The 23,731-nt window shown below is 46.1% G+C and carries 22 protein-coding genes, 1 other RNA gene and 2 pseudogenes; 4 read left to right on the top strand and 21 right to left on the bottom strand.

The features are described from left to right. Positions 1–9 precede the first annotated feature (9 nt). Positions 10–273 (bottom strand): CD3324 family protein, encoded by a 264-nt coding sequence (locus PP175_RS22805; RefSeq protein WP_272440500.1) that lies wholly within the window; start codon positions 271–273, stop codon positions 10–12. A 373-nt stretch (positions 274–646) separates the two neighbouring features. Between PP175_RS22805 and PP175_RS22810 the strand changes: the two genes are divergently transcribed. Continuing rightward, the gene (locus tag PP175_RS22810) at positions 647–1,012 is read left to right on the top strand and encodes a VOC family protein (protein ID WP_272440501.1); all 366 of its coding nucleotides are present in this window, start codon (positions 647–649) and stop codon (positions 1,010–1,012) included. 93 nt (positions 1,013–1,105) lie between these two features. Here the strand turns inward: PP175_RS22810 and PP175_RS22815 are convergent, their stop codons facing one another. The 4 genes and pseudogenes from PP175_RS22815 to PP175_RS22830 all read right to left on the bottom strand — a co-directional run. Next, positions 1,106–4,384: a DEAD/DEAH box helicase gene (locus tag PP175_RS22815; protein WP_272440502.1), complete on the bottom strand. Its 3,279-nt coding sequence runs from the start codon at positions 4,382–4,384 to the stop codon at positions 1,106–1,108. A gap of 266 nt (positions 4,385–4,650) precedes the next feature. After that, a complete protein-coding gene (locus PP175_RS22820; protein ID WP_272440503.1) occupies positions 4,651–4,815 on the bottom strand; it encodes a hypothetical protein in 165 nt (54 codons plus the stop codon). Between the two features lie 3 nt (positions 4,816–4,818). After that, positions 4,819–5,250 carry a MarR family winged helix-turn-helix transcriptional regulator gene (locus tag PP175_RS22825; protein ID WP_272440504.1) on the bottom strand — a complete coding sequence of 144 codons (432 nt, stop codon included), beginning with the start codon at positions 5,248–5,250 and terminating at the stop codon, positions 4,819–4,821. A 158-nt stretch (positions 5,251–5,408) separates the two neighbouring features. Beyond that, positions 5,409–5,597: pseudogene (locus PP175_RS22830) on the bottom strand (STAS domain-containing protein); the annotation flags it as partial. Here PP175_RS22830 and PP175_RS22835 point away from each other — a divergent pair. Further along, the gene (locus PP175_RS22835; protein ID WP_272440505.1) at positions 5,541–6,017 is read left to right on the top strand and encodes an efflux MFS transporter permease; all 477 of its coding nucleotides are present in this window, start codon (positions 5,541–5,543) and stop codon (positions 6,015–6,017) included. The pseudogene PP175_RS22830 and the gene PP175_RS22835 sit on opposite strands and share 57 nt — an antisense overlap. Here the strand turns inward: PP175_RS22835 and PP175_RS22840 are convergent. Further along, a pseudogene (locus PP175_RS22840) lies at positions 6,003–6,520 on the bottom strand (LrgB family protein). The gene PP175_RS22835 and the pseudogene PP175_RS22840 sit on opposite strands and share 15 nt — an antisense overlap. Then, positions 6,517–6,822, bottom strand: coding sequence for a CidA/LrgA family protein (locus tag PP175_RS30150; RefSeq protein ID WP_442870400.1), 306 nt, complete (start codon positions 6,820–6,822; stop codon positions 6,517–6,519). The pseudogene PP175_RS22840 and the gene PP175_RS30150 overlap by 4 nt, the downstream one beginning before the upstream one ends. 116 nt (positions 6,823–6,938) lie before the next feature. Here PP175_RS30150 and istA point away from each other — a divergent pair, with 116 nt between their 5' ends. After that, positions 6,939–8,528 carry an IS21 family transposase gene (istA, locus tag PP175_RS22845; RefSeq protein WP_272440506.1) on the top strand — a complete coding sequence of 530 codons (1,590 nt, stop codon included), beginning with the start codon at positions 6,939–6,941 and terminating at the stop codon, positions 8,526–8,528. Next, positions 8,525–9,298 carry an IS21-like element helper ATPase IstB gene (istB, locus tag PP175_RS22850; RefSeq protein WP_272439675.1) on the top strand — a complete coding sequence of 258 codons (774 nt, stop codon included), beginning with the start codon at positions 8,525–8,527 and terminating at the stop codon, positions 9,296–9,298. The genes istA and istB overlap by 4 nt, the downstream gene beginning before the upstream one ends. Positions 9,299–10,099: 801 nt before the next feature. Here the strand turns inward: istB and ssrA are convergent. The 14 genes from ssrA to PP175_RS22920 all read right to left on the bottom strand — a co-directional run bounded on the left by ssrA (position 10,100) and on the right by PP175_RS22920 (position 23,716). Further along, positions 10,100–10,464, bottom strand: a transfer-messenger RNA (tmRNA) gene (ssrA, locus tag PP175_RS22855). A gap of 94 nt (positions 10,465–10,558) precedes the next feature. Then, positions 10,559–11,023 (bottom strand): SsrA-binding protein SmpB, encoded by a 465-nt coding sequence (smpB, locus tag PP175_RS22860; RefSeq protein ID WP_272440507.1) that lies wholly within the window; start codon positions 11,021–11,023, stop codon positions 10,559–10,561. A gap of 153 nt (positions 11,024–11,176) precedes the next feature. Then, entirely contained in the window at positions 11,177–13,516 is a 2,340-nt protein-coding gene (gene rnr / locus PP175_RS22865) for a ribonuclease R (protein ID WP_272440508.1), read from the bottom strand. A 28-nt stretch (positions 13,517–13,544) separates the two neighbouring features. Continuing rightward, positions 13,545–14,309, bottom strand: coding sequence for an alpha/beta hydrolase (locus PP175_RS22870; protein ID WP_272440509.1), 765 nt, complete (start codon positions 14,307–14,309; stop codon positions 13,545–13,547). Further along, complete coding sequence (locus PP175_RS22875; RefSeq protein ID WP_272440510.1) at positions 14,296–15,018, bottom strand: alpha/beta hydrolase; 723 nt, start codon at positions 15,016–15,018, stop codon at positions 14,296–14,298. The genes PP175_RS22870 and PP175_RS22875 overlap by 14 nt, the downstream gene beginning before the upstream one ends. Positions 15,019–15,206: 188 nt before the next feature. After that, the gene (secG, locus tag PP175_RS22880; RefSeq protein WP_272440511.1) at positions 15,207–15,440 is read right to left on the bottom strand and encodes a preprotein translocase subunit SecG; all 234 of its coding nucleotides are present in this window, start codon (positions 15,438–15,440) and stop codon (positions 15,207–15,209) included. Between the two features lie 78 nt (positions 15,441–15,518). Continuing rightward, the gene (locus PP175_RS22885) at positions 15,519–15,953 is read right to left on the bottom strand and encodes a Fur family transcriptional regulator (RefSeq protein ID WP_272440512.1); all 435 of its coding nucleotides are present in this window, start codon (positions 15,951–15,953) and stop codon (positions 15,519–15,521) included. A 204-nt stretch (positions 15,954–16,157) separates the two neighbouring features. Further along, positions 16,158–17,447 carry a phosphopyruvate hydratase gene (gene eno, locus PP175_RS22890; protein WP_272440513.1) on the bottom strand — a complete coding sequence of 430 codons (1,290 nt, stop codon included), beginning with the start codon at positions 17,445–17,447 and terminating at the stop codon, positions 16,158–16,160. Positions 17,448–17,552: 105 nt separating this feature from the next. Further along, positions 17,553–19,085 (bottom strand): 2,3-bisphosphoglycerate-independent phosphoglycerate mutase, encoded by a 1,533-nt coding sequence (gpmI, locus tag PP175_RS22895; RefSeq protein WP_272440514.1) that lies wholly within the window; start codon positions 19,083–19,085, stop codon positions 17,553–17,555. Continuing rightward, positions 19,082–19,855: a triose-phosphate isomerase gene (gene tpiA / locus PP175_RS22900; RefSeq protein ID WP_272440515.1), complete on the bottom strand. Its 774-nt coding sequence runs from the start codon at positions 19,853–19,855 to the stop codon at positions 19,082–19,084. Before tpiA ends, gpmI begins: the two co-directional genes overlap by 4 nt. Before the next feature lie 6 nt (positions 19,856–19,861). Beyond that, positions 19,862–21,046 (bottom strand): phosphoglycerate kinase, encoded by a 1,185-nt coding sequence (locus PP175_RS22905; protein ID WP_272440516.1) that lies wholly within the window; start codon positions 21,044–21,046, stop codon positions 19,862–19,864. Between the two features lie 83 nt (positions 21,047–21,129). After that, positions 21,130–22,134, bottom strand: a complete 1,005-nt coding sequence (gene gap, locus PP175_RS22910) for a type I glyceraldehyde-3-phosphate dehydrogenase (RefSeq protein ID WP_272440517.1) — start codon at positions 22,132–22,134, stop codon at positions 21,130–21,132. Between the two features lie 141 nt (positions 22,135–22,275). Beyond that, entirely contained in the window at positions 22,276–23,313 is a 1,038-nt protein-coding gene (locus PP175_RS22915; RefSeq protein ID WP_272440518.1) for a sugar-binding transcriptional regulator, read from the bottom strand. Between the two features lie 127 nt (positions 23,314–23,440). Further along, the gene (locus PP175_RS22920; RefSeq protein WP_272440519.1) at positions 23,441–23,716 is read right to left on the bottom strand and encodes a glutaredoxin family protein; all 276 of its coding nucleotides are present in this window, start codon (positions 23,714–23,716) and stop codon (positions 23,441–23,443) included. Positions 23,717–23,731 lie beyond the last annotated feature (15 nt).

A 23,731-nucleotide genomic window follows, 5' to 3' on the forward strand; every position in this document is an offset into this window, starting at 1 on the left:
CACACCTATTTATTTGGAATAAACAATTTTCTTGACCGTTTCTACCGAAAGGAAATACTCCGCCGCTAATTGATTAAACGTGCTGCCGCTTTTAAATGCGTTTTTTATATCGGCATTTCTGTCATCAATGGACTTTCTTCCTCCAGAAAGTGTGCCCCATTTTCGATACGTCGTTTTTTGTTTAGGAATATAGATGGTTTCTCCCTGGACATACTTCTGGATCTCTACGATCAAATCTTCAGGTAAAATTTCGGTTGCTTTTACATATTTCATTTCTGCCAGCCCCTTATTCATTAGTTAAGAATGAAAATAAGGTGCAAAGCCAAAATATTAGAAATGATCTATGCTCACTTGGGCGATTTTATTTTAAATAAATGTCCGCCCCATGCAAAGTATCGCCTCCAATACCAGGCTTTGCATGAGACGCTGCGGATTCTGGCAACCCAACCTTGCTTGCCATTTTAACCACCTCCCCGACATACTATTAGAACTTATTGTTTCCCATTATTATACAAGAAATCAAACCTTGTTGCATCGCCCCCTTTGGATCGTACCCGTTCAGAAAAGGGGTTTGTCTGCCTTTGCATGGAGAAAAAGTATCCAATATGTGTACAATGGGTAAAGCTATAGTACGAGGAGGATACATATGCTAAAAATTAAATTTTGCACGATCCCGGTAGCCGATCAAGACAGGGCCTTAAAATTTTACACAGAAAAACTTGGATGTGAAGTTCTCACCGATCAACCGTTTGGGAATGGAATGCGATGGATTGAGGTGGCATGGCCGCAGAGAGAAACCGCGTTTGTACTTTTCACCCCACCTGGCATGGAAGACCGGGTTGGCGGCTTCTCGATGGCTTCAATCGTCACCGATGATATTGAAAAAACCTACCATGAATTTACGTCCAGAGGGGTGGAATTTATCGAACCTCCGAAGCCTCAGCCATGGGGGATACAGGCCATCTTTAAGGACAGTGAAGGCAATAGTTTCGTCATGACGCAAGAGCAATAGCTTTTGTATGGGAATCCCACTTCAAATATAATAAGAGCGTATCGCTAAAAGATCAATAAAACAAAAAGACCGACTAAAGGTATCCGTATATAATCATATCATCAGAATTTCCCTGATATCTTGCTCGGTCAGGGTGGACAATTCCTGCTGGCCAGGCTGGATTACTTCCTCAATGAGGTTTTTCTTTTTCTGTTGAAGTTCGTACATCTTGTCTTCCACGGTGCCCTGGGTGACGAGGCGAATCACTTGCACTACTTTCTTCTGTCCAATGCGATGTGCACGATCAGCTGCCTGCTGCTCCACGGCGGGGTTCCACCATAGGTCGTACAGAATAACGGTGTCCGCTCCGGTCAGGTTCAGCCCGGTACCGCCGGCCTTTAATGAGATGAGGAACAAGTCCCGTTCGCCTTCATTAAACCTGCTGCACAGCTGAACACGCTCGGAATTAGGGGTTTTGCCGTCCAGGTAGAAATACGGTACTCCTAGATAACCAAGTTCCCGCCTGATCAGGCCCAGCATCTCGGTAAATTGTGAGAATATCAGAACCCGTTTCCCCGTGCTTCGGCATTCCGCCACAATTTCCATCAGCTGCTCGAATTTGGCCGAGCTTCCGGCATATCCTTCGACGAACAAGGCAGGGTGGCAGCATAACTGTCGAAGTCGGGTCAATCCGGCTAGGATTTTGATCCGGTTTTTCTGAAACCCTTTGTTCAGATGCTTCACTGTTTCCTGCTGCAGTTCTGCTAAATAGGCCAGGTACAGCTTCTTCTGATCCGGCAGTAGCTCAGAGGCTTGCAGTGACTCAATTTTCTCTGGCAGCTCCTTCAGCACGTCTGTCTTTAATCGACGCAGCAGAAACGGACGGACTCGTTTGGATACGATTTCCCGGGATAAGTCATTAAATGCCTTTCTACTAAGGAACAACTCGGGGAACACCGCGTCGAAGATGGACCATAGTTCCTCTAGCGAATTCTCCACGGGAGTTCCAGTGAGGGCAAAACGGTATTGGGCCTGAATTTGCTTCACCGCCTTCGCCGTCTGAGTGGCGTGGTTCTTAAAGACCTGCGCCTCGTCCAAGATGACAGTATGGAATGATTGCTCGCCATACAATTCGATATCCCTACGCAAAAGTGGGTAGGAGGTGATGATGACGTCCGCCTGGGATACATCATTCAGAACACTGCTGCGCTGCTCTCTGCTGCCGTCGGCGATGATAGCCCGAATCTCGGGTGCGAATTTCTTCAGCTCATTTTTCCAGTTATACACGAGAGAAGCGGGAGAGACGATCAGCGTCGGCAGCTTCTGATTTCTGATTTCAGGTAGCACCGATACGATAAAAGCGATGCTTTGCAGTGTCTTGCCTAGCCCCATATCGTCTGCTAGAATGCCGCCGAAACGGTAGTGGGCGAGCGTCTTTAGCCATTGGAACCCATACTTCTGGTAATCCCGAAGTATGGGTTCCAGAGTGTCGGGTACGGGGAAATCTAGATTGTCCGGATTCCGCATATTTTCCAAGAGCCGGCAAAACGATTTACCCAGCTTGACGGCTTTTCCTTGTCTCTCGGAATCCACCAAATGTAGTCCTTGGACCAATGGAAGGCGAATTTTCGTTCCCTTCACATCCTCTTTATGAATGCCCATTCCGTTCATGAAACGGATGATTTCCTGAAAGTCTGCGCTTTCCAGCGGTAATAACGCTCCGTTCGGCAGCCGGTAGTATTTGCGCTTTTCTTCGAGGACTTTCAACAGATTGCGGATTTCCTCTTCAGGAATCCCATCCATTTCGAACTGGAATTCCAGCCAATCGGGTCGTGTTGCCATATCCACAGTCACCTTCGGGGTCACATGTGCCGTGTGAAGTCTTACTTTCACGGCGGTAGTGGCATATACCTCCACCAACTTCTCCAGCTGTGGAACGACATGGTACAGAAAATCGTATTCCGCTTCTTCGTCATGCATGAAATATCCACTTTCCGTCTTGGAGAACAAGCTTTGCTCCATAAGCTCTAGGATTCGTCGCTCCCGCTCCCCGTCCCGCATGAGGATGCGATCCGTGCCGCGCATCTGATCATGTCCTTCTAGCGGATTGATGACAATATCGCCATATCGAAACTCCAGTCCGGCAAGTAGTCGATGCTTCACCCGGTCCAAATATAGCTTGGCCTTTAGCGGTGTTTGCATGATGCGATCAGAAACGGCTTGGGTGACCTGGATGCTGCCCAACTTCATCAAACCGGGTACTACCCTCTCCATAAAATGTTCCATTTGCTCCTTCGGAATCTGGATTTGGTGCTTGCGAGAAGTTTCGAGCATTTGCTTCAGCTGCGAGAGACGCTTGCACTGATCGGCTGGCAGCTTCAGAAGCTTTCCTTCGGAGAGGACAACCCCATACCATTCCATAACTATAATCCTCTCCAAACCTTGAACGTCCAATTGATAGCCTTCGTCCTGGGCTTGATCGAACTCAAAATGGAGCGGAATTGGTTCGTCTGATAAATGGATCCCATTGAATCTGCTATCACCCTGCTCAAGTTGTACTGATGGAGCCTTGGCAAGCAAGGGAAGAAGGGATTCCCATGAGAAAGGAGGAACCAGAAGCATTCGATCGCCGCTAATACTATTAGCATGAACGGAAGAAAGGCTTGCAGTTTCAGTGTACACGTTTTCGTTGTGATAAATTTGAATTAACTGCCGCATGACCGCATCATTTTCTTTTGAAAAGCTATGCAGGTCGGGATCGTAAGTGAAGTGCTTGGAAAATGTATACGCTTCTCTCCGGTCGATATGGTCGAGAAATTCTCTTATTTTCTGTATAGTGTACAGTCTTTTAGGCCCAACCTTAATTTCAATGGCGAACATGTACTTCCGATGACCATAGGCGAAGGGTCTGCAGGTAAACTCGACATCAAGGAGTACCCTTGTATCGAAGAGAGCACGGGTACTCCTCGGACGAAGCGGCTTGCCACCAAACAGTTCCATCACGCTGTTGGTAAGTTGAATATCTTCTGACATTATCCCAGATGGTCTAGGTGCAGAAACGGCAAATCGTGGTTCGACATATCCGGTTCCTTCCGAGAATCCCTCTTGTTCAATCTCTATGATATTCAATAAGACCGCAGCGATATGTTGACAATTATTATCATAAGAATCAAGCGTGGGACAGGTGCATTCCGCATCCACATCCCCATTTTGATTGATTTTGACGGTAACCTGGAAGCTGCTCTTTCCTTTAACCGTAGCTTCATATATAGACGTTTCGGGGTCGTAATTCGTCAAGATCACTTTTCTGGCATGGTAGTAGGCTTCTCCTTTTTCATAAGTAAGCGGGCCGCACAACGATTTAATCATCTGTTGGGTCAACTGAAAATACATTGTTTTTTTCCTTCCTTTTGAATATGGATAATGAACCACAACCTACCTCATTACGATCCAAGCGGATCAGCAACTGTTTTCACGTTGGTTTTATTGAACTTAGCTTTCACTATTTTACCTAAGTATTTAACAGACCGAATCTAAGCTTATTTTATATAAATTAACCAATTTTGATAAAAACACACTGATAACACTTTCTCCACAGTCTCAAAATCAACCAGCCTCTACCATGGGCTATTGTTTTTGCACTGTGGAGAAACCATACATTACGAGTTGTGCTTTTTAGCCTGATGGCTTAATCTTACCAAGATTACTGAAGATACTATAGCACCAGTAACCAGACATTTGTACATATCTTTAAAGATTAAACCCAACACTACACCAATAATCACACCTAAAACTATGATTGAAACTCGTTCTCTTTGACTCATTATTCAATCCTCCATCTTTTTTAATAAGGCATTAACTTTATGAAGAGCAAAGTTTAAATCTAACTTCTCTTCATCATTTAACTTAGTTAGATTTTCACTAAATCTTTGATAAATCTTAGTCCATTTTGTTTCTTCAATCTCCTTACCCGTAGGTGTCAATGAAACCAGAACTGCACGTTTGTCCTTTGTGTCAGGCACCTTAACCAAATAGCCACCAGCTTCTAAATCACTAATGATATTCGTTAATTGTTGCTTTGCTATACCTAAACCAGTGCTAATTTCTTTAAGATTCAAAGCCCTTTGTTGCATGTACATAAACTCAATTACGTGATTCTGCATGTGTGATAACTTTACCGAATCCTTGTTTAATTCGCTAAAATTACCAAATAAATTTGGTATCAAGGAAATGTATTCTTTAGCAATTTCTTCATTCATTAACAACCCTCCATTTAGTAAATATATTATTACTAAATTTAAATAAAATCAACACTATATCCGATTAAAAATAATTTTTTATTTACTATTTATTTGCATGATAAACTTTTCGATATACTCGGAAACACATAAATGAGGAGCAGTAATACAACTGCTCCTCAAGTATTGACACCCGTTGGTTCAATGGAAATTCCAAAGCCTACAGCTGTTTGTGCAATTTCGGGTCTTATCCCGGACAAGGTGCTTTTTAGCCCGAGTAGATTTAATGTCTTTATAAGACGGAAAATTTGTTGGGACACCATCGTATCCATCATGACAACACCGGACAAATCAATATAAAGATACTGTCCGTCTCATTGTCAACAATCGGATTCGGAGGAGTTGTTTTCGGCTTCAGCAAGGCGGGCGAAGGCGCGGAAAGCTGGACCAACACGGTCGTGTTGACTTCGATCGTCATCGGGCTAGTCGCGCTCGTGCTATTCACCCTGCGGCAGACTTTTATGCGCGATCCGATGATGAATCTGCGCGTGTTTAAGTATCCAATGTACATCGTTGGGCTGCTTTTGGTGCTATCGTGTATGATAGTCATCTTATCGAGTATGAGTATTCTGCCAATGTTTCTGCAGAACGGTATGAGACTGTCTGTGTTCGCCACCGGGCTCATGTTGTTGCCGGGTAGCGCGCTGAACGCAAACGTCTTGCCGCTCCGCCAACTGCTGCACACGAAGGGACGTTTTATAAAGAAATGTTGTTTACACATAAAATAACCATACGATCAAAGGTACAAAAATTGCCCCAGAGATCGCACTTAACGTCATCGCAACGGAACTGATTGATACAGTACGTTCACCATATTCGAAGGCCTTAGCAATTCCTATTGCATGGGACGCATTGCGACAGGGATGGTGATGGACTTTGGGACAATAGAAATAATAAGACTTTTTTCCACACCAAGATATTTTGCAAACAATAATCCACTGACAATTCCAAAAACTGATCCTACAAGTATACCGCTTAAAATCGGAATAAAATTTCGAATTAAGATCATCCTTTGGTTATATAAGGGGTACGCAAGAGCAACAATTGATGGTCCTAGTAGGAGGTTAATCCATTGGCCGCCCAACATATACGTTTTATAAGGAACCTGGAAACCCACTAGAAGAACAACAATTGTGAATGTCGTTGTCAACGTTGGGATTAAAAATGGAAAACGATAACGTCCATACAACCGATTCATACCTAAGTAAACAACTACCGTTAATACAATCATGAGGATTGCCACAATTTCTGGTCCCTTCTATTTTGAACTTTATTTGCTAAAAATTGACTGGTATATCCAGCTGAAATCATCACGATCACTGTGCTTATAGCAACGATAAGGAGAAGTACGACACCATGACCGGCAAAGATAGGGGTATAATTCATAACGCCTACAGTTGCAGGTATAAATACCATCGGCAAATACTTTAGTAGAAATCCAGCCCCCGTTTCGATCCATTGTAAAGGACAGATATTCAAAATCAGTGCCATAAACAATACCATTAAGCCAATGATGCTACCTGGAATAGGCAAATGGAGTATGTTTGTATCTAGTAATCTAAAAGTGGGCCACCGTAGTCACCGAAAATTCCCCCATTATATAATTAAACCCTACAGATATTATTTCATAATGTGGGGAGCCTGGAGTGTTGATTACGTTGAGAAAGAAACAGGAAGTCTTACTGATGTACTTAAGGGAGGCAAAGTCGCAAAGGGAGATTGCAAGAGAGACAGGGATTGACCGCAAGACGGTAAGCAAATATATAAAAGAATATGAGAATAAAAAGATTGAAGTGGAACAATGTGGTGATTCTGTACATACAGGAGAATTGATCCAGGAACTTGTGGAGGCCCCAAAGTATAAGGTGGGCATTCGTCAAAAGCGAGTGATGACGAAGGAAATAGAACAAAAGATAATACGATACCTTGAAGAAAATGAACAAAAGCGGAAGAAAGGGCTGCGAAAACAACTAAAAAAACCTATTGATATTTTTGAAGCGCTAGAGGCAGAAGATATCGGAGTCAGTTACAGTACCGTCCTTCGGACCATCAGGCAGCTGGAGAAAAAAACAAAGGAAGCATTTATAAAAGGCACTTATCTACCCGGTGATATATGTGAATTCGACTGGGGCGAAGTGAAGGTCAAAATAGCGGGAAAATGGCGTAAGCTGCAGATGGCTGTTTTCACTTCGGCTTTTGGAAATTATCGCATGGCCTACCTGTTCATGACCCAGAAGATGGAGTGTTTCCAGGAAGCACATGCCCTCTTCTTCCAGAACACCGGCGGTGTTTACCAAACCATGGTCTACGACAATATGAGAGTCGCCGTCAAACGGTTTGTCGGAACTGAAAAGGAACCTACCGATGGGCTAATGAAGCTATCCCTGTATTATGGATTCAGACATCGCTTTTGTAATGTAAGGAAAGGAAATGAAAAAGGACACGTTGAGCGGAGCGTTGAGGTCGTTCGAAGAAAGGCGTTTGCTTTTCAGGATAGCTTTGCATCTTTGGAAGAAGCAAATGAATACTTAATGAAAGTCTGTGAGCGGCGAAACCGAAAATCCCAGCCATCCCAACAAAACCATACTGCCGAAGAGTGTCTGGAAATCGAGCAAGATGAATTCCTCCCCCTTCCCCCTCCATTCGATGCCGCACGAATCCAAAACGTGCGTGTCGACAAGTATTCGACGGTAGTAATTGATCAAAGCCATTATTCGGTCCCCGATCATTTGGTTGGCGAAATTGTAAAGGTGAAAGCCTACTCAAACCGGATTATTTTTTTCCACGAAGAAAAAAGAATAGCTGAGCATCTTCGCCTGACAGGATGCCATGAATGGAGTGTGCACTTGGAGCATTATCTTGAAACACTAAAGAAAAAGCCTGGTGCATTAGCTGGTAGCACAGCATTACAACAGGCAGACAAAAAGATAAAATCAATTTATACGACTTATTATAGCAGTCGGGAGAAGGAATTTATAGAGTTGATGCAGTTTTTGAAGGAAGAATCAAGCATAGCCGAGATTGAACAGAGCATCACGAAACTCAAAAAGATCAATGCAAGCCATGTGACGACGGATAAGATAAAGATTCTTTGTGCCAAAAACAGAGAGATAAAGCCTCTTGACTCTGCCCTTTCAAAGGAAACAAAGGACATCAGTGAACAATCGAAAGCACATTTGAAAATGTACGATGCCCTGTTCAAGACGGAAGAAGTAGGGAACAAGGAGGCCATCGCATGAGCAAACAGAAGGAATGGGCGGAAGAAATCTTCAATTACAGCAAGGATCTTAGGCTCCCCATCGTCCGCCAGTGCTTCCAGGAACTGATCAAAGAGGCGAATCAAAAGGATGCGAGCTATGAGGAATTCCTGGCAGCCTTATTGCAAAAAGAGTGGGACTCCCGACAGGATTCCGCGCAATACAACAGGATCCGGAGGGCTGAGTTCCCTTATAAGAAGCATTTGGAGGATCTATCGGTGTATGATTTGCCGGAAGATGCCCAAAAGAAATACAAGCGTTTGAAGACCCTTGAATTCATCAAGGAAGGCAGGAACCTCATCCTAGCCGGAAACCCCGGAACCGGAAAGACACATATGGCAATAGGCTTAGGGATGAAGGCGTGTGTAGAGGGTTATAAGGTTTGGTTCACGACCGTCCCACTATTGATCAACCAAATCAAGGAGTGCCGGTCCGAGAGGACCCTTCGGGCTTTCCAGAAACGCTTTGAGAAATACGACTTGGTCATCGCTGACGAGATGGGATATATCTCCTTCGACAAGGAAGGGGCGGAATTATTGTTCACGCACCTCTCTCTCCGTGCGGGGCAGAAATCCACCATCATCACAACAAACCTATCATTTGAGAGATGGGAGGAAATATTCCAGGATCCCGTGATGACGGCAGCCATGATTGACCGGCTTACCCACCAGGCTTATCTTGTCAATATGAACGGGAATTCCTATCGAATGAAACAAACCAAGGAATGGCTGGAAAAGCAGCAACTGGTGTAGCGGAAACCGAAAGTTGATGAATGAATTACTAACCAAGTTGGAATACTTCCCTTTCTAATGGAAAAATAGACATTCCTGCGCCTAAACGGAAAACTTAGGCGGGGGAATTTTAAATGATTAAGTGGGGGAATTTTGAGTTGACAAATACATATGTTTCGCAACCAATCTCCAACAAAAGAAAAAGCGTATAACAATGCAACTTGTACTATAATTTTAATCAACTTCATTTAATGCAGACCTCCTAACAAGCAATAACAATACTTTCTTTCATTGTTATAATAACCTCCATATTCACTAAGTAATATGTTATTGATTTATTTTTACTATAGGATAGGACGGATTATTTTTTGTATTGTTGCGTATCTTGCCCGTTAGCAGAACAAAAAAGGACCGCCGAAGCAGATCTCTTATGAAAGTAAAGGTCCCTGTGATTTCGATAATAATCATTAGTTGAATAAGGTGTAATTTTAATAAAAGTAAATCAACCTAAACACACACTAATTATCAAAAAAAGTGGGAAAAGAATGCTTCCCACTTTTTTACGTTATTTATCTGGTATTCTCATTAATCGTTTTGAGAATTTTATTCATTGCTATTTCACTCGAAGATAAATCAATGTATCTTACAAATACGCCAATAAGAGATGTTCTTCGGGCACTCGTTAAATGTAGAGTCATTAATCAAAAAGGCCGACTAATTAAAGTCGACCTCTGCATTGCTATATTGTTGAAGCATACCGTTGCCGTTGCGGCAAAATTATGCTTCAAATCACACATTTGTACCTGCTCCACACATATGTATTGGTGGAGGCGGTGGGAATCGAACCCACGTCCGAAGACTCCGACACATAAGCTTCTCCGAGCGCAGTTACCTGTGGTTGGTTTCGCCTACCCGGCTGCCAGGCAACCCACTACCTGATAGGCTAGTCTGATTAGTCTCTTCCCTCAGCTCCAGACGGAAGCCTTAGGCGTAGTCCACTAAAAGGTGAGTCCTATTCCCGCCACATGGACGATAGAGAGAGAGGACCGCTACTGCTTATTAGGCAGCTAAAGCGAAGTTGTTTTGTTCTTTAGCGTTTGTATTTACGCTTGCGTTGTTTACGGAATCGCAACCCACCGGCTCGCTACTCATGCTCGAACCATCCCCGTCGAATCCAGAACGCCCCCATATAATAAGGGTCGCTCCTGGGAAATCAGAGCATTTGTACCTCTTATGAAGTTATAGCTTGAGTATATCACAAATTGATATACGATGCAAGCATTATCGGTTGCGCTCACGCAGGGCACGCTGAATATCGCGCTGGGCATCTTTTTGCTTGATCGTTTCTCTTTTGTCGTAGTTTTTCTTACCTTTAGCCAGTCCGATTTCTATTTTACAGAAGCCACCCTTAAGGTATAAGCGAAGCGGGATAAGCGACATCCCTTTTACTTTCATGTGCCCAAACAGTTTGTTGATCTCGTCCTTATGCAGCAGAAGTTTTCGCGGACGCAGCGGGTCGTGGTTGTATCGGTTGCCCTGCTCATACGGGCTGATATGCAGATTCAGCACACTGATTTCCCCGTTGCGTATGCTGCAATAGCTGTCTTTCAAGTTGGCTTTCCCCGCGCGAATCGATTTAATTTCTGTACCTGTCAGTACAATTCCTGCTTCATATGTTTCTTCAATAAAATAGTCATGGCGCGCCTTCTTGTTCTGCGCAACTACTTTGATTCCTTCTTTGCTCATGGCCTTCTCCTTAAACAACATTGTTAATAGATCTTACCACAGTTTCGCTGTGTGAAAAAGATCTCAACAATGCGGTTCCAAGCGCGTGAGCCCAAATCCGCCATCCTAAGAAGGCAAAATTCGGGCGTACGTGATCTGCTTACCATGCCTCTCTTATTTCTTCTTTTTCTTTCTTACCGATTTAGGGACAGAGGGCGAACTGCTTTTTCTCTTCTTTTTCTTCTCAACAGCGTCCATCCAGAACGGGTTGTCTCTACCGGCCCTTGGCTTGGCCCCCGTCTTTTTCTTGCGCTTGGGGGCATCAACGGCAATAACGCGTGGCTTACGCTCTTCTCTCCCGCGGCGAGGCCCCCCTTTGCCACTTTTAGGAAGTCCGACGACTTCAAAGTCAATCGTGTGCTCATCTACGTTAACATTAACAACCTTAACCCGCACTTCGTCCCCGATGCGGAACATGCGACCTGTCCGCTGGCCGATGAGGGCATACTGCTTCTCATGGAAATCATAATAGTCATCAGAAAGGTAGCTGATGTGCACCATACCTTCAATCGTATTTGGAAGTTCAATGAACATTCCGAACGAAGCGACACTGCTGACGATTCCATCGAATTCTTGATCCATGTGTTCAAGCATATATTCGGCCTTTTTCAGATCGTCTGTTTCCCGCTCAGCATCAACCGCGTTGCGCTCCCGCTCAGAAGAGTGCTTCGCCACTTCCGGCATTTTGATCGTCCACTCTTCAGCGCGCTCTGGAGTAAATCCGCCTGGCTTAAGCGATTCACGAATCATGCGGTGTACGATTAAGTCCGGGTACCGGCGGATAGGCGAAGTAAAATGCGTATAATATTCGGTGGATAACCCGAAGTGTCCCCGATTCTCCGCCTCATACTTGGCCTGCTTCATGGAACGCAGCATCACTTTTGAGATGACGATTTCCTCAGGTGTCCCTTTTGCCTCTTCCAATAAAGTCTGCAGAGCGCGCGGATGGATGCTGCTGGCCTTGCCTCGCACATAATAACCGAAGTTCGTAACAAACTCGAGAAAAGTCTGCAGCCGGTCCGCGTCTGGATCTTCATGAACCCGGTAGATAAACGGTACGCGCATCCAGTGAAAATGTTCGGCTACTGTTTCATTCGCTGCCAGCATAAATTCCTCGATCATCTGCTCAGCAATCGTGCGCTCACGCATTTTCACTTCAGTTGGCTTTCCTTCCTTATCAACCAGGATTTTGGCCTCACCGAAATCAAAGTCAATGGCCCCCCGCTCCATCCGTTTGTGGCGAAGTGTGAGCGCCAGCTCCTTCATTCTCTGAAAATGATCGACCAAGTAATCATACCGGGCAATCAACTTTTCATCGTTTTCCTCGAGGATCTTATATACATCCCTGTATGTCATCCTCTCATTTGTGCGGATGACACTCTCATAAATCTCATGTTTAACCACATTGCCTTGGCTGTCCATCTCCATATCGCACGTCAATGTAAGGCGGTCTACCCGCGGATTTAAGCTGCATATTCCGTTGGAGAGGCGGTGCGGCAGCATCGGGATAACCCGGTCAACCAGGTATACGCTGGTTCCCCGCTTAAACGCTTCATTATCAAGCTCTGACCCTTCCCGTACATAATAGCTCACATCGGCGATATGGACGCCCAGAAGATAATTTCCGTTGTCCAGCACTTCAATTGAAACGGCGTCATCCAAATCCTTTGCATCCGCACCGTCGATGGTCACCATCGTACGCTCTCTTAAATCGCGGCGGCCCTCTATTTCTGCCGGGCTGATTTCATCTGGAACAGCCTCTGCTTCTTTCATAACATCTTCAGGAAAGGCTTCAGGCAGCTGGTACTTGCGGATCACCGATAAAATGTCGACGCCTGGATCATTTTTATGGCCAAGTACTTCAACGATTGCGCCCTCAGGGTTACCGCGTCCGGTCTCCGGAAATTTTACAATTTCCACCACAACCTTATGGCCATCTACAGCACCCATAGATGCGCCTTTCGGAATAAAAATGTCCTTGTTAATTCGCTTGTCATCCGTTATCACAAAACCATAATGCTTCTCGTCCTGGTATGTTCCGACGATCTGATGGTTTGCACGTTGGACAACCCGGACAATCTCCCCTTCCAGCCGCGGGCCATGGGAGTTCGGATTCAGGCGGGCCAGAACCGTGTCGCCGTTGAGGGCGCCGTTCATGTCGTTGGCATGAATGTAAATGTCCGGCATTCCTTCCTCTTCAGGCAGCACAAAGCCGAACCCTTTGGCGTGGCCCTGCAGTCTTCCTTTAATTAAATTCATCTTTTCGGGTACACCGTATCGGTTTGTCCGCGTCCTGACAACCTTGCCTTCCTCTTCCAGCTTATTTAGTACTTTGACAAACTCCTTAAAAGAACTGGCTGAGTCCACTTCAAATGCCTCTTCCAGCTCTTTGATGGTCATAGGCCGGTAAGCCTGTTCCCGCATAAATGTTATAATTTTATCTTCATCTGGCATTTTGTCGCCTCCTTTGATTCGGCAGCAGTTAAACTGCTGCATCGTTTCCTGGTAAACCCTCCATAAAATTCGCGATGTCTTGAAATACCTGTTCCCGCTCTCGGTCAAGTGTAATAATATGGCCTGATTTTCCATACAGCTTGATTTCTTTATAGTTTGACCGAATAGTCGAATAAATATAACCACTGCTGTCAGGCTCGATTGTTTCATCCTGTTCAGACTGTATAATCAGGGCCGGAGCTGTGACATGGTCCAATTCTCTTTTTACGGTTTTGATTAAATCCCACAAGCTGGCCGTACAGACTAACGGGCTGCGGTCGTACGGAAACATGCCAGCTTCAATGTGATCCGCTTTCTTCTCTGTGCGCAAAATATAGGGTTTAACAAAACGGACATATTTGGCCCACCTAATCCTCTTGTCTCTCACCTCAATTGGCGCATTCATAGAGATGACGGCTGTTGCTGGTTGGTGGATGGCGAGACGGAGAGCAAGCAGGCCGCCCATAGAGAGGCCTGCTGGAATAATGGCTCTACAGCCGCGCCGCTTAAGCGCTTGAAAGCCCGCAAGCGCACTGTTCCACCAGTCAGGCCACCTTGTTGTGGCCATATCTTCGGGTGTTGTGCCATGTCCGGCCAGAAGTGGAGCATGCACCGTATAGCCGGCACGCTGGAAATATCGGCCCATGGGCTGCATCTCAGCCGTGCTGCCTGTAAAGCCGTGAATAAGGAGAATGCCGGTTTCCCCTCCTTCATATAAAAAAGGCTCCGGTGATCGCGGCCTAATCTTCATCATGCGCTCCCCCTTGTGGTGTTTTTTCCCCCAATAAAAAGGATTCGATCAAAGAAAGAAGCATTTCCTGTTCACAGTCGTGGCAGATGATATGCTTCGAATCAGGAAGAATGTGTAATTCTTTTTCTTTAGACGCGATATGGTCATATATATAGTGCGCGCTCCGCGGCTCAACCAGATCATCTTTGCCACCCTGTATAATAAGTGCGGGAGTGGTAACGTGCGAAATGTCATTTTTAAGCACCCTGACCAGATGGCGGAAGTGAATAACAGCGCGTGGCGGCGTGGTCTTCACCTTCGCCGCATAGCGCCGGAAAAGTTCTTTACTGCCCGCAGCATTTTTAAAATTGCTTTTGATGAGAGACGCTACATCATGAAAAAGCTGCTGCGGATTGATGTAAAAAAGGGAAGCGCTCAACATCACCAACTTATCCACTGGATAGCGGGTAGATAGGTGGGCTGCAATCAATCCGCCCATAGAAAATCCCACGATGTACACGGTTTCGCATTCAGCGAGCAAATTCTTAAGTGCTTCTTCGGCTGTGTGGACCCAATCATGCCAGGTTACCCTTCCAAGGGATTCAGAATGGCCTTCATGGCCGGCTAATACTGGCGATTCAATTCGCCAGCCATATTTAGCAAGCCTTCTGGCTACCGGCTCCACTTCATAGGGACTCCCGGTAAAACCGTGTATAAGCAGACACCCTATCATAGTCGTTCGCCCTTTCTCTGCTTTTCATTCGCTTCCCCCAGCCCCCCGTACATGCTTCCCGCTGTCTATTATACGGGCGGATTTGAAACTTTCTAATATGTATGATATTCATACCCAACTTAATGAAAAAGAAAAACAGCAAGTCCTTCACTTGCTGTCTCAAGAATATGTTGCTAATCGATATGAAGTTAGTGGGTTACATATACCACAACGATAGTAAGCAGCATAAACGCTACAGCGAGAAATACAGTCAGTCTATTTAAGAGAGCGTCCACTCCCCGAGCTTTCGTCTTACCCATAATCTGCTCAGCGCCGCCCGCAATTGAGCCAGACAAGCCTGCGCTTTTGCCTGATTGAAGCAATACAACGAGAATCAGGCCGATCGATACGATAACGAGCAGAATTTTTAATGCAATTGCCATTTCCGTTCCTCCTCCTTCGCGGAGACATACAATTTATAGAGATACCCTAAATTACTGTATCATAAACCTATTTTCGCTTCAAGAAGATTCCGCTCGTTTCTCCCGGCATGAGCGGCAGATACCACGCAAAATGACTTCTTTATCAAAAGGGCCGAATTCATCTTCGATTTCAGGGCTTATTTGCACTGAAATGCCCCCGGGTTCTATATCAATGAGCCGATTGCAATGAACACAGTGAAAATGATGGTGAAGGTTCTCGCTTATTTCAAAGCGGGACCGCTCATCCTGATAATACTCCCGAACGACGTCCAAATCTTTTAAGGATTTAAGCGTATTATATACCGTTGTAAAGGAAAGGGTGGGAAACTCTGCACGCATGTACTGATAAATCTCTTCTGCGGTCGGATGGTCCAGCCTCATTAAAACGTTTATGATCGCAAGTCGCTGAACGGTTACACGCCCTCCTCTTTCCTTGATGCGCTGAATAACCGTGTCAATAATGCCTGGATTCATCGGTTGTCCTCCTTTCCGTTTTTTCTCGTTGAATACTTGGCGCTGCAAAGGTTTTCCCTATTATAATATACTATCTGTTAGAATTCATTACAAATTGGATAGACACCGTAGGCGATGCCTGCTCATGCTGTTCCTTATTTTTGCCAAAAAAAAGCGGCAGGATTCTCATTAAGAGAACCCTGCCACTTTTCGTCCTGGTTTACCCTATTTTAAATTAAGATTGTAGAAAGCTTTCTTTCCGCCGAAGCGTCCGATATAAGCCAATTCGTCCTCAATGCGAAGAAGCTGGTTATATTTCGCTACGCGGTCCGTACGGGACGGTGCACCCGTTTTAATCTGGCCGGCGTTTGTTGCTACCGCGATATCGGCAATGATGCTGTCTTCTGTCTCACCTGAACGGTGGGAGATAATTGCTGTGTAGCCAGCGCGCTTCGCCATTTCGATCGCATCGAATGTTTCGGTAAGCGTTCCAATTTGGTTTACTTTAATGAGGATGGAATTTCCTGTACCCTCTTCAATTCCCTTGGAGAGACGCTCTGTATTCGTTACAAACAGGTCATCCCCTACAAGCTGTACTTTCTTGCCAATGCGCTGGGTAAGTTTGTTCCAGCCCTCCCAATCGTCTTCAGCCAGACCATCTTCAATCGAGATAATCGGGTATTTATTAACCAGCATTTCAAGATAATCGATCATTTCATCGGTTGTTTTCGTGATTCCTTCACCGGCGAGCTCATATTTGCCATCTTTGAACACTTCTGTTGAAGCAACGTCGAGCGCAAGCATAACTTCTTCACCAGGTTTGTAGCCAGCTTTTTCAATCGCCTGGATGATGGTTTGCAGCGCTTCTTCATTAGAGCCAAGGTTAGGAGCAAAACCGCCCTCATCCCCTACTGCCGTGTTGAGCCCTTTTTCTTTCAGGACGGATTTGAGGTTATGGAAGATTTCAGAACCCATGCGAAGGGCATGGCTGAAGCTTTCCGCACCTACTGGCATAACCATGAATTCCTGAATGTCAACGTTATTATCCGCGTGTGCACCGCCGTTTACAATGTTCATCATCGGCACAGGCAGGGTTTTGGCATTAAATCCGCCGAGGTAGTTATAAAGCGGGATATCCAGGTAATCTGCCGCAGCACGCGCAACCGCCATGGATACACCCAGAATCGCATTCGCACCCAATTTGCCTTTGTTTTCTGTTCCATCCAGTTCAATCAGCATCTCATCGATGCCAACCTGGTCCAGAGCATCGAAGCCGATGATTTCAGGTGCAATGATGTTGTTTACATTGTCAACCGCTTTTAATACCCCTTTGCCAAGGTAGCGGGTTGGTTCGTTATCGCGCAGTTCCACCGCTTCATGCGCACCGGTGGAAGCGCCGGATGGTACCATAGCACGGCCTTTTGCGCCTGACTCCAGGTAAACTTCAACTTCTACAGTCGGATTGCCACGGGAATCCAGGACCTCGCGAGCATAAACATCAGATATAATAGACATTGCTGCTTCATCTCCTTTAGGTTTCTATATGTAAGGTACCCGGCAGCCTGAGGAGCTCTTCTCTTATATGGCTGCCCAGGTTTATTTTTATCGCAGTTTTCCGGATTAGTAAAGAGGTTTTCCGGTCATTTCTTTAGGTTGTTCAATTCCGAGCAATTTAAGCATTGTGGGTGCGATATCGGCAAGAATGCCATCTTTACGCAGCTCGACGCCCTTCTTCGTCAGAATAAACGGCACAGGATTCGTGGTATGGGAGGTAACCGGATTGCCCTTCTCATCCAGAATGATATCAGCGTTGCCGTGATCCGCTGTAATAAGCGCAACCCCGCCTTTTGCCAAAATCGCTTCGGTTACTTTACCCACGCATTCATCTGTGGCTTCTACAGCCTTGATAGTCGGCGCCATCATACCGGAGTGCCCTACCATGTCACAGTTGGCAAAGTTCAGGATAATCACGTCCGCTGTTTCATTCTCAATTTCTTTAAGGAGAGCATCTGTTACCTCGTAAATGCTCATTTCCGGTTTCAAATCGTAGGTCGCCACTTTTGGCGAAGGGATCAAGATCCGCTTCTCACCCTCATATTCGGCTTCCCGGCCGCCGCTGAAGAAGAACGTAACATGCGGATATTTCTCAGTTTCCGCGATGCGTATCTGCTTCAGGCCAGCATTTGCCACTACTTCACCCAGCGTATTATCCAGATTGGCTGGCTTGTAAGCCACATAGCCTTTCACAGACTCGCTAAATCTCGTCATGCAGACAAAGTACAGGTTGTGCGGCAGCTTATCGCCCCGGTCAAAGCCAGTGAATTTCTCATCGGTAAACACCTGGGACAGCTGGATCGCACGGTCAGGGCGAAAGTTAAAGAAGATCACACTGTCGTTGTCTTTAACCGTTGCTACTGGGGTGCCGTCTTCATGGATAATGACGGTAGGCATCACAAATTCATCGTACACGCTTTTTTCATACGACTCACGCACGGCTTTAATGGGATCATGGTACTGGGGACCTTCCGCATACACCATAGCACGATAGGATTTTTCTGTACGCTCCCAGCGTTTGTCGCGATCCATCGCATAATAGCGTCCCTGTACGGTAGCAATCTGGCCAACGCCGATTTGTTTAATTTTCTCCTGCAATTCCTCGATGTAATTCACCGCACTATCCGGCTCTACATCACGCCCGTCCAGGAATGCATGGATATATACCTGCGTTAGTCCCTGCCGCTTCGCAAAATCAAGCAGGGCGAACAGATGATTAATGTGGCTGTGAACGCCGCCATTCGAGAGCAGCCCGTACAGGTGGAGCGCGGAATTATGCTTTTTACAGTTCTCGGCTGCACCCAAAAACGTTTCGTTGGTGAAAAAGTTGCCTTCACGAATTTCTTTGGATACACGCGTCAGAGACTGATAGACAACCCGTCCGGCACCCAGATTAAGGTGTCCAACCTCTGAGTTACCCATCTGCCCTTCAGGAAGTCCAACCGCTTCCCCGCTGGCCTGCAGCTGAGTAGTTGGAAACTCTGCACGATAGCGGTCATAATTAGGCTTATTCGCCTGGTTTACTGCATTCCCGTAATTTTCGTTCCTTAGTCCAAAACCGTCCATAATGATTAATGCTACCGGTCTGGGTCGATTCATGATTGATTGCCCCCTACAACTGCTTCAATAAGTTTAAGAAAGGAAACCGCTTCGAGACTTGCACCGCCCACCAGGGCCCCGTCAATATCTGGCTGCGCCATGTATGACGCGATATTGTCCGGTTTAACCGAGCCGCCGTATTGGATGCGGACTTCGTTTGCCACCTGTTGGTCAAAAGCATCCGCCACGGTGCCGCGGATGAATCCGATGACATCCTGTGCATCGTCTGCGGTAGAAGATTTGCCAGTCCCGATCGCCCAGATCGGTTCATAAGCAATGATCAGCTTTTTCGCATCAGCTGAAGAGAGGCCCTCACCCGCCTTCATCACCTGTTCACGGACAAACTCTTTAGTCTGGCCGGACTCGCGCTGCTGCAGGTCTTCTCCCACACAAACGATCGGTGTCAGGTTATGGGCAAAAGCCGCCTTGACTTTCTTATTGACCGTTTCATCTGTTTCTGCAAAGTACTGCCGTCTTTCAGAATGCCCCAGAATGACATATTCGATGCGAAGTTCGTTAAGCATAACAGGGCTGATTTCGCCCGTGAAAGCACCGGATTCTTCCCAGTGCATATTCTGCGCGCCGATTCCAACCGCTTTGCCGCCCAGCTCTTCAACTAACGATGGCAGCGCGGTAAAAGGAGCGCAGATGACCGCATCCACATTCTTCTGAGGAAGTTTTGCTGCTACAGCGCCGGCAAAAGCGCGCGCTTCCTCGATGGTTTTATGCATTTTCCAGTTGCCCGCAATAATTGGTGTCCGTTCAGCCATTACGATTCACTCCTTATCTGCTAACGCAGCAACGCCCGGTAATTCTTTACCCTCCATAAACTCAAGGGAAGCACCGCCGCCTGTGGAAATGTGGGTCATTGCTTCTGCAACGCCTGCTTTCTCCACTGCAGCTACCGAATCACCGCCGCCGATAATTGTGGTGCCGTCTACTTCTTTCAGCGCTTCTGCTACTTTATTCGTTCCATTGGCAAAAGCATCCATTTCAAACACACCCATCGGTCCGTTCCAAATAACGGTCTTCGATTCAACGATGGCTTTGCGGTACAAGTCAACGGTTTTAGGTCCGATATCAAGCGCCTGCCAGCCGGAAGGAATTCCGCTTACATTTACCACTTTCGTATTGGCCTCGTTTGAGAAGGCATCCGCAACCACCACATCAACTGGCACAAGGAACCGAACGCCTTTTTCTTTGGCCTGGCTGATAAACGACTTCGCGAGGTCTACTTTCTCTTCTTCAAGCAGAGAATTTCCCACATCGTAGCCTTCCGCTTTGATAAACGTGTTGGAAAGGCCGCCGCCCACAATTAACGTATCCACTTTATCAAGAAGGTTTTCAATGACACCGATTTTATCTTTTACTTTCGCTCCGCCTATAATGGCAGTAAAAGGACGTTCCGGATTGGAAAGAGCCTTGCCCATGAATTCAATTTCCTTCTCCATCAGAAAGCCTGCTACACTCTCAACATAAGCGGCAATTCCGGCTGTTGAGGCATGGGCCCGGTGAGCGGTTCCGAATGCGTCATTTACAAACAAATCAGCCAGTGATGCAAATTGCTTCGCTAACTCCGGATCGTTTTTCTCTTCGCCTGGAAGAAAACGTACGTTTTCAAGCAGCATAAGATCGCCATCCGCAAGCTTGTCTGCTTCCTGCCGGATGGTTTGACTGTACACTTCATCGACTTTGAGCACATCGCGTCCGAGAAGCTCGGCCAGTCTGTCCGCAACCGGATTCAGACGCAGTTCTTCAACGACCTGTCCTTTCGGGCGTCCCAGGTGGCTGGCCATAATAATGCGGGCACCGTGGTTCATTAAATATTCAATGGTAGGCAGCGCCGCACGGATCCGCGTGTCATCCGTAATCCTGCCGTTTTCAAGAGGTACGTTGAAATCAAAGCGGCAAAATACGCGTTTTCCCTTCACATCTACATCACGAATTGACTTCTTGTTCATGAAAAGCCCTCCTTAAATAAAGAGAAAGAGGAGAGAATCAACACGTTTTCTCCTCCTCCTGGTAGCTTCATTTATTTTATAGTTTAGAGACCTTTACTTGCAACAAAATTAACCAGGTCTACTACGCGGTTAGAATAACCCCATTCGTTGTCATACCAGGACACAACTTTCACCATGTTGCCATCCAGAACCATAGTAGACAGGCCATCAACGATAGAAGAGCGGGAATCCCCATTGAAATCTCTGGATACAAGCGGTTCATCCGTGAAGCCAAGTACACCCTTCATGCTGGATTCAGCTGCTTGCTTCAGCGCTTCGTTAATTTGTTCTGCTGTTGCGTCTTTTTCAAACTCAGCTACAAGGTCGACAACAGAAACGTTTGGAGTCGGAACACGCATAGCAAAGCCATTTAATTTACCTTGAAGATGCGGCAGTACAAGAGCAACTGCACGGGCAGCACCTGTTGTTGTAGGGATAATGTTCATGCCAGCTGCACGGGCACGGCGAAGGTCTTTATGAGGCAGATCCAGAATTTGCTGGTCATTTGTGTATGAGTGAACAGTGGTTACCAGACCACGCTTTAAGCCGAATGTATCGTCAAGCACTTTCGCTACCGGAGCAAGGCAGTTGGTTGTGCAGGAAGCGTTGGAGATAACATGGTGGTTTTGCGGATCATAGGCTTCCTGGTTAACACCAAGAACAATCGTAATATCTTCGTTTGTAGCAGGTGCGGAAATGATAACTTTTTTCGCGCCAGCCTCAAGGTGTTTTGCAGCATCCGCACGTTTTGTGAAACGGCCGGTTGATTCAACTACAATGTCGATGCCCCACTCTTTCCAAGGAAGGTTAGCCGGGTCGCGCTCAGCGGAAACTTTTACTTCTTGATTGTTCACGATGATGCTGTTTTCGCCAACGCGAATGTCAGCATCGAGGGTGCCATGAACGGAATCGTATTTCAGAAGGTGTGCAAGAGTGGCAGCATCCGTTAAATCGTTAATGCCAACTACCTGGATTTCAGGGTTTTTCATCGAAGCACGAAATACGTTACGCCCAATTCTTCCAAAACCATTAATTGCAACTTTAACCATTTTTACTTCCTCCTTTATGTGTGAACAAAACTCGGCTGATGCCAAGCCTCGCGTGGGCAATCAGCCTTTGTTACCTTATGGTCTATAACACAAGTATAAAATTTGTTATAGACGAAAAAGATTCTCGGGGAAGCGTGCGGTTCAGGCATGAGCCGTCCACGCCAGCAACTCGCGCATGGCAGCCTCATCGGTAACCAGTACATAGTTAGGACGGTTCTCGATGTAGGATAGAATGGCTTCCGCCTTGCTTTTGCCGCCCGCTACCGCAAGAACTGTATCCAATTGTTGAACTTTCTCCATTTGCAGACCCATCGTGCTCATACGGTATACGAGTTTTCCGGTACGGTCAAAATAATAACCAAACACTTCAGAAACAGCTTTACATTTCTGTAGTATATGAAGGATATCATCATTCAAACCGCGGCGTCGGGACATTTCTGCCGCTTCACCAATACCGTGAATCAATACAGTTGCCTGCTCAATGAGTTGTAATACTTCTGAAATAACTGGATCGCGTTTCAGATTGCGGCGTATCTCTTCTTCCATTACATCCGGCATATGTAGCAGCCGATAGGAAACATTCAGTCTCTGTGCCATCCGGGCTGCAATCGTGTTGGATTGTATATCTACTTCTTCGCCAAGTGCACCGCGGGCGGGAACAATAGTGACTCTGTCAAGCCCCTGCACAGGGCGCAGGTGATCAGCTACGCGCGCAACAGAAGTTCCTCCTGCTACTGCCGCGGTCACACCATCAGCCAGAATGTTAGCAAGCTCCTCTGCCGCATGGCGGGCCATATCATCTTTAACCCAATCACTGTCATCGGAGTCTCCGGGAACAATAATGACACGCCGTATCTTTAGACGTCTCTCCATCTCTCGCTCGAGGTAGCCAATGCCGCCGATTTCTTTCCATAGAGGATGGAATTCCACGAGCATCTCTTCACCATCTGGCGTAACAAACATGCCTGCACGATTAGAGTCTATTAGCCTTTGTTCACGCAAAAAGTCAACTTCACGCCGTATGACCCTCTCCGTACTCTGCAGAACGTCAGCCAGCAGCCTTCTCCCTACCGGTTGGAGCAGGCGAATTTGGCGCAGAATCCGGTAGCGCTTCTCAAGAACGTCGATTGCTTCAGGTGACATCCTTTGAAGCAGGGAAATCCATTTATACTCTGGCACTCGTCTCACCTTTTAAGGGACGTTTTTTGTCCCTATAAGATATTTTATGTCCCAACAGGCCTGTTAAAAAAATACCTGATAAAAACAGGTATTCATTTCCTTACTTATTCTATCAAATTCCACTTCATTATTCAACTTGCTTCCGTGATCGAATTTCTAATTCCCGATACAGCCACTTCTCATCCATTCTCGAAACGAAGGCCTTCTCCCCATCAATGAATACGACAGGGATGTACAGGTCATATTCCAAAACGAGAAGCGGGTCTTGCGCAATGTCAACCACCTCAAGCTGGATGGGAAATTCCCGGGATGCACATAGTACTTTTTCTTTTGCTTCTTCGCATAACCCACAGCCTTTGCGGGTGTAAATGGTAACCACAATCTTCTTGTTTATCTTATCCACCCCAGGATCTCCTTC

It is taken from the genome of Aneurinibacillus sp. Ricciae_BoGa-3 (assembly GCF_028421645.1).
In the GTDB taxonomy this organism is placed as follows: domain Bacteria; phylum Bacillota; class Bacilli; order Aneurinibacillales; family Aneurinibacillaceae; genus Aneurinibacillus_B.